Consider the following 14,916-nt stretch of genomic DNA (forward strand, 5'->3'; position numbering starts at 1 on the left):
GCGGCCCGCCGGCGTGCGACTTTGGTCTTAGGCGGCGCGGCCGCCCGGTCGCAATGGCCCGGCAACGCGTCACCGACACCGGCTCTGGAACAATCGGTTGCGGTGATGGCGATTGGCGCGGCCATGCGCTGCGCCCATTTTCCGGAGATTCCAAGGGAGGCTTGACCATGAGCGACCAGAACTTCGCGCGGGTGCTGCGCGGCATCCGCGGCATGCCCACGTCCGACGGTGCCGGCGTGCGCCTGACCCGGGTGATCGGGACCCCGGCGCTGCCCGATCTCGACCCGTTCCTGATGCTCGACGAATTCGGCACCGACCGCCCCGAGGACTATATCGCCGGCTTCCCCGAGCACCCGCACCGCGGCTTCGAGACCGTGACCTACATGCTCGACGGGCGCATGCGGCATCGCGACAACCATGGCAACGAAGGCCTGCTCACGCCCGGCAGCGTGCAGTGGATGACCGCCGGCCGCGGCCTGGTGCATTCGGAAATGCCCGAGCAGGAGTCCGGGCGCATGCGCGGGTTCCAGCTATGGGTGAACCTGCCCGCGCGCGACAAGATGACCGAGCCGAAGTACCAGGAATTCGCCCCGGAACGCATTCCGCAGGTGGTGCCGGCCGATGGGGTCGGCGTCCGGGTCATTGCCGGGCAGGTTGGCGATGTCCGGGGCCCGATCGTGCAGCCGGCCACCGACCCGCTGTACCTGGACGTGGAGCTGGCACCGGGCCGTGACTGGGCCTACGACCTGCCGGACGGGCACAACGCCTTCGCCTACGTGTTCGAAGGCGCGTTGACCCTGGGCAACGGCGAGGCCGCGCGCGAGGTGGCGCGGCATGAGCTGGCGTTGCTCGGCGGTGGCCGCCTGCTGCGCCTGCAGGCCGGCGCGCAGGGCGCACGGCTGATCGTGGTGGCCGGGCGCCCTCTGCGCGAACCGGTGGCGCGCCACGGGCCGTTCGTGATGAATACCCGCGAGCAGCTGATGCAGGCCTTCATCGACTACCAGGAAGGCCGCTTCTGAGGGGCGCGCGCGCCGCAGTGGGTTCCGGCGCGCCGCCTGCCAGGGCGCCTTACTTGCCGGCGAAGTTGGCGGTCGCGTCGCCGAGCGTGCCGGTCAACTGCTGCAGGCTGGCCAGCTCGGCGACGTCGCCGGCATCGATCCAGATCTGCGCGTAGCGGTTGCGGCCGAGCTTGACCGCGGTGATGCGCCGCGTTTCCAGGCCGGGCATGTCGCGTCCGCCCATGTCCAGCTTGTACCAGTACAGTTCCTCGCCGGCGAAGCTGCCCTTCTCGGCGCGCAGCGCGCGCACCAGGCTCAGCCCCGGGTCGCGTGCGGTCAGCATCACGTTCAACACGGTGCGGCCGTCGCCGGTGGTGGCCTTGCAGACGATGAAATCGCTCTGGGCCTGCTCCTGCCACTGCAGGCCGCTGCCGGACGGCAGCATCGGGCACTGCCCGGCCTGTTGCGCGGATGCGCCGGCGCTGCCGGCCAGCAGCAGCGCGCAAGCAACGATACGGACGTGTTTGAGCATGCGTTTTCCCCCGGACGCCGGCCACCGCGGGCGCGACGGCAGTGTTGTCTGTCTGGAACCGAATACACCTGCGGGCGGTGTTGCCCCTGCCCGATGCGCGCGTCCCCGTTGCGCGCCAGCTGTGTTTCCACGGTATTACAAAAACACCGGCCGTCGCAAACCGGGCGCTGGCCGGAACAGCGACGGCCCCGCGTGGGGGCCGTCGCCGGTGCGTGCCACAGGTCGCTTCAACGCGCGTCGCTGCCCACCCACTTGTAGGCCAGGCCGCCGATCAGCGCACCGAGCAGCGGCGCCACCCAGAACAGCCACAGCTGGCCGATCGCGCCGGGCCCGGCGAACAGCGCCACGGCGGTGGAGCGCGCCGGGTTCACCGAGGTGTTGGTGACCGGGATGCTGATCAGGTGGATCAGGGTCAGCGCCAGGCCGATCGCGATCGGCGCGAAGCCGGCCGGTGCCTTGCCATGGGTGGCGCCCATGATCACCACCAGGAACATCGCGGTCATCACCACTTCGCACAGGAACGCGGCGGCCACGCCGTAGCCGCCCGGCGACAAGGCGCCGTAGCCGTTGCTGGCGAACGCGCCGGCCTGGCTGCCGTCAATGGCGAACCCGGCCTGGCCCTGCGCGATCTGCAGCAGGATGAAGGCGGCGAGGATGCCGCCCAGCACCTGGGCGACGACGTAGGGCACCAGGTCCTTGCCGGCGAAGCGGCCGCCGGCCCACAGGCCGAGGCTGACCGCCGGATTGAAGTGGGCGCCGGAGACGTGCCCGAATGCATACGCACCGGTCAGCACGGTCAGGCCGAACGCCAGCGCCACGCCATGGAAACCGATTCCCAGTGGATTGCCGTCACCGCCGAACTTGGCCGCCAGCACCGCGCTGCCGCAACCGCCCAGCACCAGCCAGAAGGTGCCGAGGAACTCGGCCGCCAGTCGTTTCCCCATGCTCATCGTCTGCTCCCCCGCAATGACCCGGAATGGGCACCGGGAACATACCCAAGAACCGGGACGGCGGCGTATTCAAAGCGTTAACCCGGCCCTCAGCCCGGCAGCGGGATGAATTCCTTGTCGTCGCCGGGAATGGTGCCGAAGCGGCCTTGGCGCCAGTCGTCCTTGGCCTGTTCGATGCGTTCCTTCGAGCTGGAGACGAAGTTCCACCACAGGTGGCGCGGGCCATCGAGCGGTTCGCCACCCATCAGCATCGCCTTGAGCGGGGTCATGGCGCGCAGGCGCGCGCGGGCCCCGGGCTCGGGGATGACCAGGTGCTGGACCGGGATGTCGACGCCGTCGAGCTGGGCCTGGCCCTCCAGCACGTAGAGCGCGCGTTCGGCATGCGAGGCATCCAGGTCGATCTCCGCACCCGGTTCCAGGTCGATGGCGACGTTGAGGGTGTCGGCGAATACCCGCACCGGCGACTCCTCGCCGTAGGCGCGGCCGGCGATCACCCGCAGCCAGGCGCCGTCGCGGCGCTGCTGCGGCAACTGCGCGGCGGAGAAATGGTAGAACGCCGGCGCGGTCTCCTCGTGCGTGCGCGGCAGCGCCACCCAGGTCTGCATGCCGTGCAGCGGGTGTGCGTGGCCGCGTTCGTCCGGCGGGGTGCGTTCGGAATGGGCGATGCCGCGGCCGGCGGTCATCCAGTTGACGTCGCCGGGTTCGATCACCTGCTCCGAGCCGAGCGTGTCGCGGTGGCCGATCCGCCCGGACCACAGGAAGGTGACCGTCGCCAGGCCGATGTGCGGATGCGGGCGCACGTCGATGCCCTGGCCGGGCGTGAACACGGCCGGGCCCATGTGGTCGACGAACACGAACGGCCCGACGCTGCGCGCCTGCAGGGTGGGCACGGCGCGGCGTACCTGGAAACCGCCGAGGTCATGGACGCGGGGACTGATGATCGTGGTCATGCACGGGCTCCATTGCGGGTACCGGCAGGATGGCATGCGCCGCGCGGGTTTTCTGCGGCGCGGCCATGACGGACTGTTGCCGCGGTGGATCAGGCGCCACCGTCGCGGCGCGAGGCGAGGCGGTCGGCCAGGCGCGTGGGTTCGGGCAGCCGGTAGCGGGTGAGGCAGGCCAGCACCAGCGGCAGGCAGGCCTCTACCGAGACCTGGTGGCCCGGGGAGATGAACAGCGGGTTGCAGCGCGGCTTGCTGCGCAGCACCCAGCCGACCTGGCGGCCCTTGTGCAGCAGCGGCGCGTGGTCGCCACGCTCCGGACCGGGTTCGGTGTAGTCGCCGACCAGCCGGCTTTTGCCCACGCCGATGCTGGGCAGGCCGGTCAGTACCCCGAGATGCGCGGCAATGCCCAGCCCGCGCGGATGGGCGATGCCGTGGCCGTCGACCAGTACCAGCTGCGGCGGCTCGCGCAGTTGCCGCAGGGCCTGCAGCACTGCCGGCAGCTCGCGGAAGCTGAGCAGGCCGGGGATGTAGGGCAGGGCGGTGGGCAGTCGCGCCAGGGTCGATTCGAGCGGCTGCAGGCTGCCGCCATCGACCCGTACCGCCACCGAGCGGGTGGTGCGGCCTTCGTCCTCGAAGCCGCTGTCCACCCCGACCACCCGCGCCGGCAGTGCCGACAGGCGGTCGTCCAGCTCCACCCGCGCGGCCAGTTCGACCTGCTGGCGGCGCAGCTCGGCCAGGGCGGCGGGGGCGATGTCGGCGGGAGGCTGGAAGCGCATGGTCCAAGCCTGCCACACCAGCGTCGGCGCGCAGTGCAGGGCGCGCGGAGCGATGCGGCTACAATCGGCGGGTTGCCTTCCCCCGACCGGAGACTTTCGCAGTGACCCGCAAACTCGTGCTGTTGCGCCATGGCCAGAGCCAGTGGAACCTCGACAACCGTTTCACCGGCTGGGTGGACGTGGACCTGACCGAGCAGGGCCGCCGCGAAGCCGCCGCCGCCGGCCGCTTGATGAAGGAGGAAGGGCTGCAGTTCGACGTCGCCCATACCTCGGTGCTCAAGCGCGCCATCCACACCCTGCAGGGCGCGCTGGCCGAGCTGGGCCAGGACTGGCTGCCGGTGAACAAGTCCTGGCGCCTCAACGAGCGCCACTACGGCGGCCTGCAGGGTCTGGACAAGGCCGAGACCGCCGCCAGGCATGGCGAGGAGCAGGTCAAGGTGTGGCGCCGTTCCTACGACATCCCGCCGCCGCCGATGGACCTGGAAGACCCGGGCCACCCGATCCACGACCGCCGTTATGCCGGCCTGGACCGCAACGCACTGCCGGGCACCGAATCGCTGGCCACCACCCTGGAGCGGGTGCTGCCGTACTGGCACGACGCCATCGCCCCGCAGCTGAAGGACGGCAGGACCGTGCTGGTCACCGCCCACGGCAACTCGCTGCGCGCGCTGTACAAGTACCTCAACAATGTCAGCCGCGAGGACATCCTCGAGCTCAACATTCCCACCGGCATCCCGCTGCTGTTCGAACTGAACGATGACCTGACCGTGCAGTCGTTCCGTTACCTGGGCGACCCTGAAGCGGCGAAGAAGGCGGCCGAGGCCGTGGCCAACCAGGGCAAGGCGAAGTAAAGCCGGCTTGCTGGACGCGTCGAGACACCCGGCTCCGGCCGGGTGTTTCGTTTGTGGCCAGGGGGCAGGGCGGCGTCAGCGGTCGCAGCTGGCCGGCGCGGCCTTGCAGGCTTCCTCGATCCGGTTGTCGCGTTCGGCCGCGTTCTTGCCGGGGACGTAGCCGGCGACCCGTTGGAACATGATCACCGCCAGCACGATGCTCACGATCCACAGGGTGATCTTGATGCGGTGCGCCGCGCCGATGCCGGAAGTGGGCACCGGCGCGGCGGCCTGGAAACCGGCCAGTTGTGTTGGTTCGATACCCAGCGCCGCCGCCACCGCCATCCGCGATTCATGCGCGGCCTTGCCTTCGGCTTCCAGCCGCTGCACGGTGCGCGGGCTGAGCCCGGCCACGGCGGCCAGGTGCTCCTGCGACCAGCCGCGCGCCTCGCGCAATGACCTGATCCGGTTGGCGTCGATCTTCATTTGTTCCTCGTCCACTGTGACTGCCCGGCGATGGTATGTGAGCCGGCACGCTGCCGCGATGCGCCGCGTTGGACCACGACAGCGCTGCGCCAGATTCACGACAGGCCTTGCCGATCAAGGTCTTGCGGGACCGTCGGGCGGTCGTCGCGCCGGTACCCGCCGGCCGGGCTATGCTTGGGCCACGGCCACGGCCACGGCCACGGCTGCGCAGTCGGCTTTTCCTTCCAACGCACGGGGGAGCGCATGAACACGTCCACGGAACGGCGCCATTTCTGGCGTGCACCCTTCCATTCACCGGCCTGGCTGGTGCGCGCCGATGGCAGCATCCACGCCGGGCAGGTGCACGACGTGTCGCTGAAGGGCGCATTGTTCGAATTCGATGCCGGTGGCGACTGCAGGCTGGACGAACCCTGCCAGTTGCAGGTCGAGCTGTCGCAGGACACGCCGATCCGCATGCAGGCCACCGTGGTGCACGTGGACGGGCGCACCATCGGGTTGCGCTGCGACGAGATCGACCTGGACAGCATCACCGCGTTGCGTCGCCTGATCGAACTCAATGCCGCCGACCCTGCGTTGCTGGAGCGTGAGCTGGGCGCGCTGGTCCGGTACGGCTGAGCCGGTGTGCGCTGGCGTCCCCAGGGGCCGCGCGGCGCGCGTGCCTGCGCGGCCGCGCCGGGTCCAGGCCGGCACGCCGCCACGACCAATGGCAGGTGTCGCCGCCGGCGTGCTCGCTAGACTGCCCCCGGTCCCCTTGGGCGGATTGCCGATGTCCTCCATGCCCGCCGGCGTTTCCCGGCCGATGCGTACGACCCGCGGCCGCATCCTGTTCGCCGGCGAGCGGCTGTCGGCACGGGTGGCGTGGTATGCGCCGGGCTCGCGCATGCCCGCGCACACGCACGACTGCCACCAGGTGTCGCTGCTGCTGGCCGGCACCCTGGCCGAGCGCGGCAAGGGCGAGGAGGTACGGCTGGGCGTGCCCGCGGTCGGGGTGAAGCCGGCAGGTCTGGCGCATGCCAACGACTACGGGCCGGCCGGCGCGCTGGTGCTGGGCATCGACCTGCCGGGCGACCTCGACCTGCCGCGCGCGATCGGGCTTGCGCCGGACTGGCGCTGGCGCACGCGGCCGGCGTCGCCGCTGCTGGGGCAGGGCGGCGCGCTGCTGTCGGTACTGGCCGCCGGCGCCAGCGCCCCCGATGCAGTCGAAAGCCAGGCCTGGGAGCTGCTCGCGGCGATGGCCGGTTGTGCCGACCGCCGTGGCGGGTCGCCCCCGCGATGGGTCGCGCGCGCCTGCGAGCGCCTGCAGGAGGAGGCGGTGCCGCTGGCGTGGCTGGCAGCGGAGCAGGGTGTGCATCCGGTGTACTTCGCACGGGGCTTCGCGCGCTGGGTGGGCTGCCCGCCTTCGGTGTTCCGCGTGCGCGCGCAGCTGCAGCGCGGGTTGGCGCAGGTGGCCGCGGGCGTACCGCTGTCCGCGGCGGCGCTGCATGCCGGATTCGCCGACCAGGCGCACTTCAGCCGCATCGCGCGGCACCACTGCGGGGTGGCACCGGCACGGCTGCGCGCGCTGTTGGCGTGAGCAGGTTCAATCCGTGCAAGAAACGCGGCCATTTCCGCGCGAGGATGGCGACCCCTTGCCCTGGAACCGTTCCATGCGCCTGACCGTGCTGGGCCTGCTGTTTGGCTTCATCCTCCCCTTGTCCGCAGCGCAGGCGGCCAGTGCCGAGCAGGCGGCGCACCACCTGCGGCAGTTCCTCGACGGCATCCCCGGGCTGGGGCCGGGGTACGCGGTGGTGGTGGTGGACCGCGAGCGGCAACTGCTCGGCTACACGCGCGGCCAGCGCAACGCCGCCAGCGGCGCACCGCTGGCGCTGCACACGCCGATGTACATCGCCTCGCAGACCAAGTCGTACATGGGGCTGCTGGCCCACCTGCTGGACCGGCGCGGGGTGCTGCGCCTGGACAGCACGCTGGCCGAACACTGGCCGCAGCTGCGCCTGCCCGGCGGTGTCGATCCGGCCGCCTGGACCCTGGCCGACCTGCTCAACCATCGCGTACCGCTGAGCGCGGACGCCATCACCGTGCTGGAAGCCTATGTCCAGGCGCCCGATCCGGCCCTGTATCCGCAGCTGCTGGGCACGCTGGCGAGTGCGCGCCCGCAGGGCTTCGACTACGACAACCTGGGCTACACGATCTACGCCGCGATCCTGCAGCAGCACACCGGCCGCTCCTGGCAGGCATGGCTGCGCGACGAACTGTTCCTCCCGTTGCGGATGAGCGATACCGCAACGCGCACGTCCACTTTCGACCCGGCGCAGCTGGCCTACAACCACCAGTGGCTGGGGCCGGCCGATGGCTGGCGGGTGGTGGAACCCAAGCCTGACGCCATCATGCATGCGGCCGGCGGCATGATGAGCTCGCCACGCGATCTCGGCCGCTGGCTGCGCCTGCAACTGGGCGGCGCGGCGCCGGCGGGGTTCGATGTCGCCGCGGTCGAGGCCGCGCACGCCATCGGCGCGCAGGTCCAGCGCACCGCGCGCAACGCCTACGAACTGCCGTGCGTGGGCTACGCCTTCGGCTGGAACGTCTGCGATTTCGAAGGGCACGTGCTCTACATCCACGGCGGCAGCTACACCGGTGCGCGCAGCATGATGGCGTTCTCGCCGGACCTGGGGGTGGGCATCGGCGTGTTCTCCAATGCGGACAACGCCACCGGCTGGCTCACCTCGCGCACGGTGGTGCAGTTCTTCCAGTACCTGGTGGACCACCCGCAGGCGGCATCGTGGGCGACCACCCGGCAGCGCATGTACCCGCAGCGCGTGGCCGCGCAGCTGCATGACCAGCGCGAGCGCCAGGCGCAGGTGCGCGCGCAGCCGCTCTGGCAGGCGTGGGCATGGCATCCCGATGCCGCGGCGCGGGCCGCCTACGCGGGGAGGTTCCGCGGCGAGCGGTTGCCGGTGGAGGCGGTCGTGGCCTCCGAGGCTGACCTGCTGCGGTTGCGGATCGGGGCGCTGGACCGCGCACTGCAGCCAGCGGCGGTCGATCTGTTCGGCGCGCAGGCCGGGCCGCTGGATGTCGCCGAGCCGCTGCGTTTCCTGCGCGATGCGAACGGGCAACTGTCCGGCTTCGAGTTCGACGGCGAACGCTACCTGCGGATTGCCGCCGGCCCAGGCTGAACGCGCATGACGCGAGGCGCAGCGTGCCGCTGCGGAGCCGCGAACCCGGCCAGCCATCGTGTCGATGCCGCTGCCGGCGCCGCCCGCGCCGGACCATGACGGCAGGGTGCGTGATGCTGCGCTAGGCTCCAACGGGCCGGTGCGGTGGCGCGTGCGCGTTGCCCGGCCGGCATGCCTTTCCCGACGAGGAGCAGCGCGATGACCAGCAAGAACACGATCTGCCTGTGGTACGACGGTACCGCCCTGGAGGCGGCCACGTTCTATGCGGCGACCTTTCCCGACAGCCGGGTGGGAGCCGTGCATCGCGCGCCCGGCGACTATCCCGCCGGCCGCCAGGGCGATGTGCTGACGGTCGAGTTCACGGTGCTCGGCATTCCGTGCCTGGGCCTGAACGGCGGCCCTGCGTTCCGTCACAGCGAGGCGTTCTCGTTCCAGGTCGCCACCGATGACCAGGCAGAGACCGACCGCCTGTGGGATGCGATCGTCGGCAACGGCGGCGAGGAAAGCGCCTGTGGCTGGTGCCGCGACAAGTGGGGGCTGTCGTGGCAGATCACGCCGCGCGCGCTGACCGCGGCGATCAGTGATCCGGACCCGGCCGCGGCCAGGCGCGCGTTCGAGGCGATGATGGGCATGCGCAGGATCGACATCGCCGCGATCGAGGCCGCGCGTCGCGGTTGAGCCGCGCACCGGCGTGCCGCGGGTGCCGTGGCATGACCTTCGGCCTATCCGCGGCACGGCGCCATCGCCTACGCTCGTGGATTGGCCGCGCGCAGGCGCGGCGTTCCCTGCAAGGCCGGAGATCCGCATGACCCTTTCCAAGCTCGTCCCGTTGTCCCTGACCGTCGCCATCGCCGCCTCGCTGGCCGCCTGCGGCGGCAAGGGCGAAGCCACGGCGCCCGCCGCCGACACGCCCGCCAAGCCGGCGTTCGACCTGTCGCAGATCAAGACGCCGTCGGTGTCGTTCAACGTCGCCGACCTGGATCCGGCGGTTGCGGCCTGCAGCGATCTCAATGGCTTCGTCAACGGCAAGTGGCTCAGGGCCAACCCGGTGCCGGGCGACCAGGTGACCTGGGGCAGCTTCGAGATCCTGCGCGAGCGCTCGCTGGAAGTGCAGCACGCGCTGGTGCAGCAGGCCGCCGCGGCCAACGCCAAGGCCGGCAGCGTGCAGGCGCAGATCGGCGACATCTGGAAGACCGGTTCGGACGAAGCCGCCATCGAAGCGGCCGGCATCACGCCACTGCAGCCGGAACTGGACAAGATCGCCGCGCTCGGCGACGGTGCCGCCATCGCCGGCTACCTGCGCGACGCCTATGCGCGCGGCCAGGGCTTCCTGTTCTCGCTGTATGCCAGCCCGGACTTCAAGGATTCGGCCAACGTCATCGCCTACGTCGGCCAGGGCGGCCTGGGCCTGCCGGAAAAGGGCTACTACTTCGACGAATCGCAGGCCAGGATCCGCGAGGCCTATGTCGCCTACATCGAACGGATGCTGGTGCTGTCCGGCGTCGATGCCGCGCACGCGAAGGAGCAGGCCAAGGCGGTGATGGCATTCGAAACCCGCCTGGCCAAGGCCTCGCTGTCGCGCATCGAACTGCGCGACCCGGCCAAGCGCTACAACCCGGTCAGCGCCGCCGCCGCCGACGCGCAGACCCCGAACTTCAGCTGGACCGCGTTGTTCGACACCCTGAAGGTGCCGGCCAAGGACAAGTTCTCGCTGGCGCAGCCGGGCTTCTTCGCCGAGGTCGACACGATGCTGGCCGAGGTCCCGGCCACGACCTGGCAGGCCTACCTGCGCTTCCACACCGTGGACAACGCGGCACCGTACCTGAGCAGTGCCTTCGAGCAGGCCAACTTCGATTTCTTCAGCAAGACCCTGCGTGGCCAGCAGGAAATGCAGCCGCGCTGGAAGCGCGTGCTGGAGTCGGTGAACGGCGCGATGGGCGAGGCGCTCGGCCAGCTGTACGTGGACGCGGTGTTCCCGGCCGAGTCGAAGGTGGCCATGCAGCACCTGGTGGAGAACCTGTCGGTGGCGCTGAAGACGCGCCTGGAAGGCCTGCCGTGGATGGGCGAGGAGACCAAGAAGAAGGCGCTGGAGAAGTGGGCCAGCTTCACCCCGAAGATCGGCTACCCGGACAAGTGGCGCGACTGGTCGGGCCTGGCCACCCATGGCGACAGCTACCTGGGCAACATGCAGGCCGCGCGCGCCTTCAACTACCGCTACATGCTCGACAAGATCGGCAAGCCGGTGGACAAGACCGAGTGGGGCATGACCCCGCAGACGGTCAACGCCTACTACAACGCGACCAAGAACGAGATCGTGTTCCCGGCCGCGATCCTGCAGCCGCCGTTCTTCGACGCCAAGGCCGACCCGGCGCTGAACTACGGCGGCATCGGCGCGGTGATCGGCCACGAGATGATGCACGGCTACGACGACTCGGGCAGCCAGTTCGCCGCCAACGGCAACTTCGACAACTGGTGGACCGACGCCGACCGCAGCGCCTTCAACGGCCGCACCGACCAGCTGGTCGCGCAGTTCGACGGCTATGAGGCGCTGCCGGGCGTGAACGTCAAGGGCAAGCTGACCCTGGGCGAGAACATCGGCGACCTCGGTGGCCTGACCGTGGCGTACGACGCGCTGCAGATGGCGCTCAAGGAAGACCCGTCGAAGAACGTGGCCGTCGACGGCTACAGCCAGGACCAGCGCTTCTTCATGAACTGGGCCACGGTGTGGCGCCGCAACTTCACCGAGGGCGAACTGCGCGTGCGCCTGAACACCGACCCGCACGCGCCGGCCAACTTCCGTGCCAACGGCGCGCCGTCGAACATGCCGTCCTTCGCCACGGCGTTCCAGTGCAAGGCGGGCGACGCGATGGTGCGTGGCGACGACAAGCGCGTGGTCATCTGGTAAACCGCCGGTAGTCCGGCTGGCAACCGACGCAGGGCCCGGCGCATGCCGGGCCTTTGCGTTCGGGCGCCTGTTGCCGTGTACGCCCGCGTGGTGGGCCCGCTGCGGCAATGGCGATGCCCTGCCGGTGGTGGCCGAAGCGCCGGCCTGCAGTCCGCGCTGGCGTCCGTCGAGGGCGACTCAGTCCGCCCGGCGAAGCGGCGCCACCGCGCGATGCCGTTCGCGCAGGTACAGGAACAGCGGCAGGGCCAGCGACGGACCGACCGCCAGGCACGAAAGCGGCAGCCACAGCCGCGGCATCGCCAGCCTGCGTCCCTCGGCGACCACGAACGCGGCCACGGCGATGCCCGAGACCAGCACGTCCGACCAGGCGAATGCCGCGATGCGCGCCGAGGTGGCCTGCTGCACCAGCAGCGGCAGGTCGAGGCCGTGCGCGGACAGCCACGGAACGAACTGCGACAGCGGCAGGACCGTGCCGGCGATGCAGAGAAGTAGGTAGATGAACTTCACGATGTCTCCTGACGTGGGGAATGCGCCACGCCGCTGGACGCTGCCGGCATGGATGGGGGGTGGGACGGCGCGCCCGCCGGTGCACGACACCGGTGGCGCAGGCGTTGCCGGCCGCTGCGGGTGTCGACGCACCGGCGCCCGTCCAGGGAAAGCGGGGAATCCGCGGTGGAGAGCCAGGTCGTACCCGCGCCGGGCAGTCCGGCGATCAGCGCTCCGGCTGTTCCCGCGAACCACGACGGCCTTCATCGGACCCCTCGTGCGCCCGGTAGCTGAGGTGGCGGGGCACGATGCGGAGGACAGGCTCGTCCGCGTCCGACGCGCAGCCGCCTGGGCGTCTGGCCCCATGCCCGGCGAGGCGCTCCGGCACGGCCACCTGCCATCGCCCGCCAAAGCCGGCAGTGGCAGCAGCCACGGGGTCAACCCCGGCACGTTCTTCATTGCTCTCCCTGGCAGTCCGGCGACCCGGTTGCAACCCGCCGCGGTCGGTCGCGGCCACCGCAGCGCGTATTGTGCGGCATGCAGCCGGCCACCGGGACCGCGGCGATACGACGTTGCGACGTCGCCCCGGAGATGCCGGCGGCGGGCGGCCGTGGTATTGATCGACCACGCCACGGGATGGCGCATCATCGATCATCGGGAGGCACGCATGGTGCCGGAAGCAGGCGGGGCGCACGCGCCGCTGCAGTGGACAATCGCCGCGCTGGCGTTCGCCGCGCACCTGCTGGTCGCCGCGCGTGCGCTGACCCGCGCCAACCGCACCCCGGCTTCGCGCGCGGCCTGGGTGGCGGTGGTGATGCTGGCACCCGGGGTGGGGATGCTCGCGTACCTGCTGCTGGGCGAGACCAGCATCGGCCGCGCGCGGTTCCACCGGGTGGAGCAGGTGCTGCGACGGATGGGCGCGGCCGCGGCCGCGGCGCCGCCGGCCGCACCGGTCACGGTGGTGGACGGCGCGGTGCCGCTGCTGGAACTGGCGCGCACCATCAACGGCCTGCCGGCGGTGGGCGGCAACCGGGTGCAGCTGCTGGGCGATGAGGGCAGCCCGGCCGATGCGCCCGAGCGCGACTGCCGCCGCGCGCTGGATGCGCTGGTCGCGGATATCGAACAGGCCCGCGAGAGCGTGCACATCGCCGTCTACATCTGGCTCGACGACGGCGCCGGTGGCCGCCTGGCCGACGCGGTGGCCGCCGCCGCGCGACGCGGCGTGGCCTGCCGGGTGATGGTCGATGCGCTGGGCTCGCGTGCCTTCATCGACGGGCCACGCTGGAAACAACTGGCCCAGGCCGGGGTCAGACAACTCAAGACGCTGGACGACATCCACCGCCTGCAGCACGTGGTGTTCAGCCGCATGGATCTGCGCGACCACCGCAAGATCGTGGTCATCGACAACCGCATCGCCTACTGCGGCAGCCAGAACCTTGCCGATCCCGAGTTCCGGGTGAAGCCGGCGCAGGCGCCGTGGATCGACCTGCTGCTGCGCTGCCAGGGGCCGGTGGTGGCGCAGATCCAGTTCCTGTTCCTCAGCGGCTGGATCCCGGAGACCGGCGAAGCCGGGCTGGAGGGCTATGCCGCCGCCGCGGCGCCGGCGTGGCACGAGGACGGCTGCGTGGCCATGGCGTTCGAGACCGGGCCGGTGGCGCGGCACAACGTCATGGCCGACATGTACGTGGCCTGCATCTACGCGGCGCGGCGCGAGCTGGTGATCACCACGCCGTACTTCGTGCCCGATGAATCGATCCTGCGCGCGATCTGCGCGGCACCGCGGCGTGGCGTGCGCACCACGCTGGTGCTGCCGCGGCGCAACGACTCGTGGCTGGTCGGGCAGGCCAGCCGCAGCACCTATGGCGACCTGCTGCGCAGCGGGGTGGAGGTCCACGAGTACCCGCTCGGCCTGCTGCATGCCAAATCCCTGACCGTCGACGGGCAGGTCGCCCTTGTCGGGTCGGCCAACATCGACCGGCGCAGCCTGGAGCTGAATTTCGAGAACAGCCTGCTGGTCGCCGACCCGCGGGTGACGGCGGCGATCCGGCGGCGCCAGGACCGCTACCTGTCGGTGTCCGTGCCGGTGACCGTGCAGCAGGTGCAGGGCTGGTCCTTCGCCACGCGGCTGGTGCAGAACGCGGTGGCGATGATGTCGCCGGTGCTGTGAGCGCGCCGGCCCGCCGGGTCAGCTGGCCGGTCGCCCGCGCGCCCGCGCGCGCAGCAGGCCGCGGAACTCGCCGAGCAGGCGCGCATCGACCAGCCGGTTCTTCTCGCGGTTGAGGATGGCCAGGGCATCGTCGGTGTGCAGCGGGCCGCGGTAGGGGCGGCGCGAGGTCAGCGCGTCGTAGCCGTCGGCGATGGTCAGGATGCGCGCCTCCAGCGGGATCTCGTCGCCCTGCAGGCCGTGCGGGTAGCCGCTGCCGTCCCAGGCCTCATGGTGGTGCAGGATCAGCCGCGCCACGGCGGCGGCATCGTCGCGGCCGGTGGCCGCGAACAGGCGCGCGCCGCGCTCGGGATGGGTACGCATCTTCTCCATCCGCGGCTCGTCCAGGCGGCCGGGGTGCAGCAGCACGTCGTCGCGGATGCCGATCTTGCCGACGTCATGGAAACGTGCCGCCAATGCCAGCTGCTCGAGCTGGGTGCCGGACAGCCCGCAGCGCTCGCCAAGACCATGCGCGAGCAGCGAAACCCGGTCGCAGTGCTGGTCGGTGTAGCTGTCGCGCTCGTCCAGTGCGGCGGCCAGCACGGAGATGCCGCAGCTTTCGTTTTCAGGGGGGATGGACAGGCCCGGGGCCGAGAAAGTCGAAGACATGGAGCGCCGCACCGTAGTGGCAAAACG

Annotated in this window: 15 protein-coding genes; 8 read left to right on the plus strand and 7 right to left on the minus strand. The window is 70.9% G+C overall.

From position 1 onward, the window contains the following. Nucleotides 1-167: 167 nt before the first annotated feature. Entirely contained in the window at nucleotides 168-1,019 is an 852-nt protein-coding gene (locus QQA12_RS05215) for a pirin family protein (protein WP_226050125.1), read from the plus strand. 49 nt (nucleotides 1,020-1,068) lie between these two features. On the opposite strand, the gene QQA12_RS05220 is transcribed toward QQA12_RS05215, so the two are convergent. The 4 genes from QQA12_RS05220 to nfi all read right to left on the minus strand — a co-directional run bounded on the left by QQA12_RS05220 (nucleotide 1,069) and on the right by nfi (nucleotide 4,200). Next, nucleotides 1,069-1,530 (minus strand): hypothetical protein, encoded by a 462-nt coding sequence (locus QQA12_RS05220; protein ID WP_054664091.1) that lies wholly within the window; start codon nucleotides 1,528-1,530, stop codon nucleotides 1,069-1,071. Between the two features lie 227 nt (nucleotides 1,531-1,757). Then, nucleotides 1,758-2,480, minus strand: a complete 723-nt coding sequence (aqpZ, locus tag QQA12_RS05225) for an aquaporin Z (protein ID WP_056932339.1) — start codon at nucleotides 2,478-2,480, stop codon at nucleotides 1,758-1,760. 89 nt (nucleotides 2,481-2,569) lie between these two features. Beyond that, on the minus strand, nucleotides 2,570-3,430 hold the full coding sequence (locus QQA12_RS05230; RefSeq protein ID WP_056932340.1) for a pirin family protein: 861 nt from the start codon (nucleotides 3,428-3,430) through the stop codon (nucleotides 2,570-2,572). Nucleotides 3,431-3,519: 89 nt separating this feature from the next. Next, on the minus strand, nucleotides 3,520-4,200 hold the full coding sequence (nfi, locus tag QQA12_RS05235; RefSeq protein ID WP_226050124.1) for a deoxyribonuclease V: 681 nt from the start codon (nucleotides 4,198-4,200) through the stop codon (nucleotides 3,520-3,522). A 101-nt stretch (nucleotides 4,201-4,301) separates the two neighbouring features. Here nfi and gpmA point away from each other — a divergent pair, with 101 nt between their 5' ends. Continuing rightward, entirely contained in the window at nucleotides 4,302-5,051 is a 750-nt protein-coding gene (gene gpmA / locus QQA12_RS05240) for a 2,3-diphosphoglycerate-dependent phosphoglycerate mutase (RefSeq protein ID WP_054664103.1), read from the plus strand. A 75-nt stretch (nucleotides 5,052-5,126) separates the two neighbouring features. Here gpmA and QQA12_RS05245 read toward each other — a convergent pair whose 3' ends face one another. Further along, on the minus strand, nucleotides 5,127-5,516 hold the full coding sequence (locus QQA12_RS05245; protein ID WP_226050123.1) for a helix-turn-helix transcriptional regulator: 390 nt from the start codon (nucleotides 5,514-5,516) through the stop codon (nucleotides 5,127-5,129). A gap of 243 nt (nucleotides 5,517-5,759) precedes the next feature. On the opposite strand from QQA12_RS05245, the gene QQA12_RS05250 reads away from it, so the two are divergent. From QQA12_RS05250 to QQA12_RS05270, 5 genes are all read left to right on the plus strand, one after another. Next, the gene (locus tag QQA12_RS05250; RefSeq protein ID WP_054664109.1) at nucleotides 5,760-6,131 is read left to right on the plus strand and encodes a PilZ domain-containing protein; all 372 of its coding nucleotides are present in this window, start codon (nucleotides 5,760-5,762) and stop codon (nucleotides 6,129-6,131) included. Nucleotides 6,132-6,282: 151 nt separating this feature from the next. Continuing rightward, nucleotides 6,283-7,089, plus strand: a complete 807-nt coding sequence (locus QQA12_RS05255; RefSeq protein WP_226050122.1) for an AraC family transcriptional regulator — start codon at nucleotides 6,283-6,285, stop codon at nucleotides 7,087-7,089. Between the two features lie 73 nt (nucleotides 7,090-7,162). Continuing rightward, nucleotides 7,163-8,686, plus strand: a complete 1,524-nt coding sequence (locus QQA12_RS05260) for a serine hydrolase domain-containing protein (protein ID WP_226050121.1) — start codon at nucleotides 7,163-7,165, stop codon at nucleotides 8,684-8,686. Nucleotides 8,687-8,884: 198 nt separating this feature from the next. Further along, nucleotides 8,885-9,364 (plus strand): VOC family protein, encoded by a 480-nt coding sequence (locus tag QQA12_RS05265; RefSeq protein ID WP_226050120.1) that lies wholly within the window; start codon nucleotides 8,885-8,887, stop codon nucleotides 9,362-9,364. A 127-nt stretch (nucleotides 9,365-9,491) separates the two neighbouring features. Continuing rightward, nucleotides 9,492-11,591: a M13 family metallopeptidase gene (locus tag QQA12_RS05270; protein ID WP_226050119.1), complete on the plus strand. Its 2,100-nt coding sequence runs from the start codon at nucleotides 9,492-9,494 to the stop codon at nucleotides 11,589-11,591. A 177-nt stretch (nucleotides 11,592-11,768) separates the two neighbouring features. Here the strand turns inward: QQA12_RS05270 and QQA12_RS05275 are convergent, their stop codons facing one another. Next, nucleotides 11,769-12,098 carry a DUF2834 domain-containing protein gene (locus tag QQA12_RS05275; protein ID WP_226050118.1) on the minus strand — a complete coding sequence of 110 codons (330 nt, stop codon included), beginning with the start codon at nucleotides 12,096-12,098 and terminating at the stop codon, nucleotides 11,769-11,771. A gap of 646 nt (nucleotides 12,099-12,744) precedes the next feature. Between QQA12_RS05275 and QQA12_RS05280 the strand changes: the two genes are divergently transcribed. After that, complete coding sequence (locus tag QQA12_RS05280; RefSeq protein WP_054664127.1) at nucleotides 12,745-14,244, plus strand: phospholipase D-like domain-containing protein; 1,500 nt, start codon at nucleotides 12,745-12,747, stop codon at nucleotides 14,242-14,244. Nucleotides 14,245-14,262: 18 nt separating this feature from the next. On the opposite strand, the gene QQA12_RS05285 is transcribed toward QQA12_RS05280, so the two are convergent. Beyond that, nucleotides 14,263-14,889 (minus strand): HD domain-containing phosphohydrolase, encoded by a 627-nt coding sequence (locus QQA12_RS05285; RefSeq protein ID WP_182212504.1) that lies wholly within the window; start codon nucleotides 14,887-14,889, stop codon nucleotides 14,263-14,265. Between the last annotated feature and the right edge of the window lie 27 nt (nucleotides 14,890-14,916).

Origin of the sequence: Stenotrophomonas sp. 17(2023) (assembly GCF_030345315.1) — a bacterium.
In the GTDB taxonomy this organism is placed as follows: Bacteria; Pseudomonadota; Gammaproteobacteria; order Xanthomonadales; family Xanthomonadaceae; genus Stenotrophomonas; species Stenotrophomonas acidaminiphila.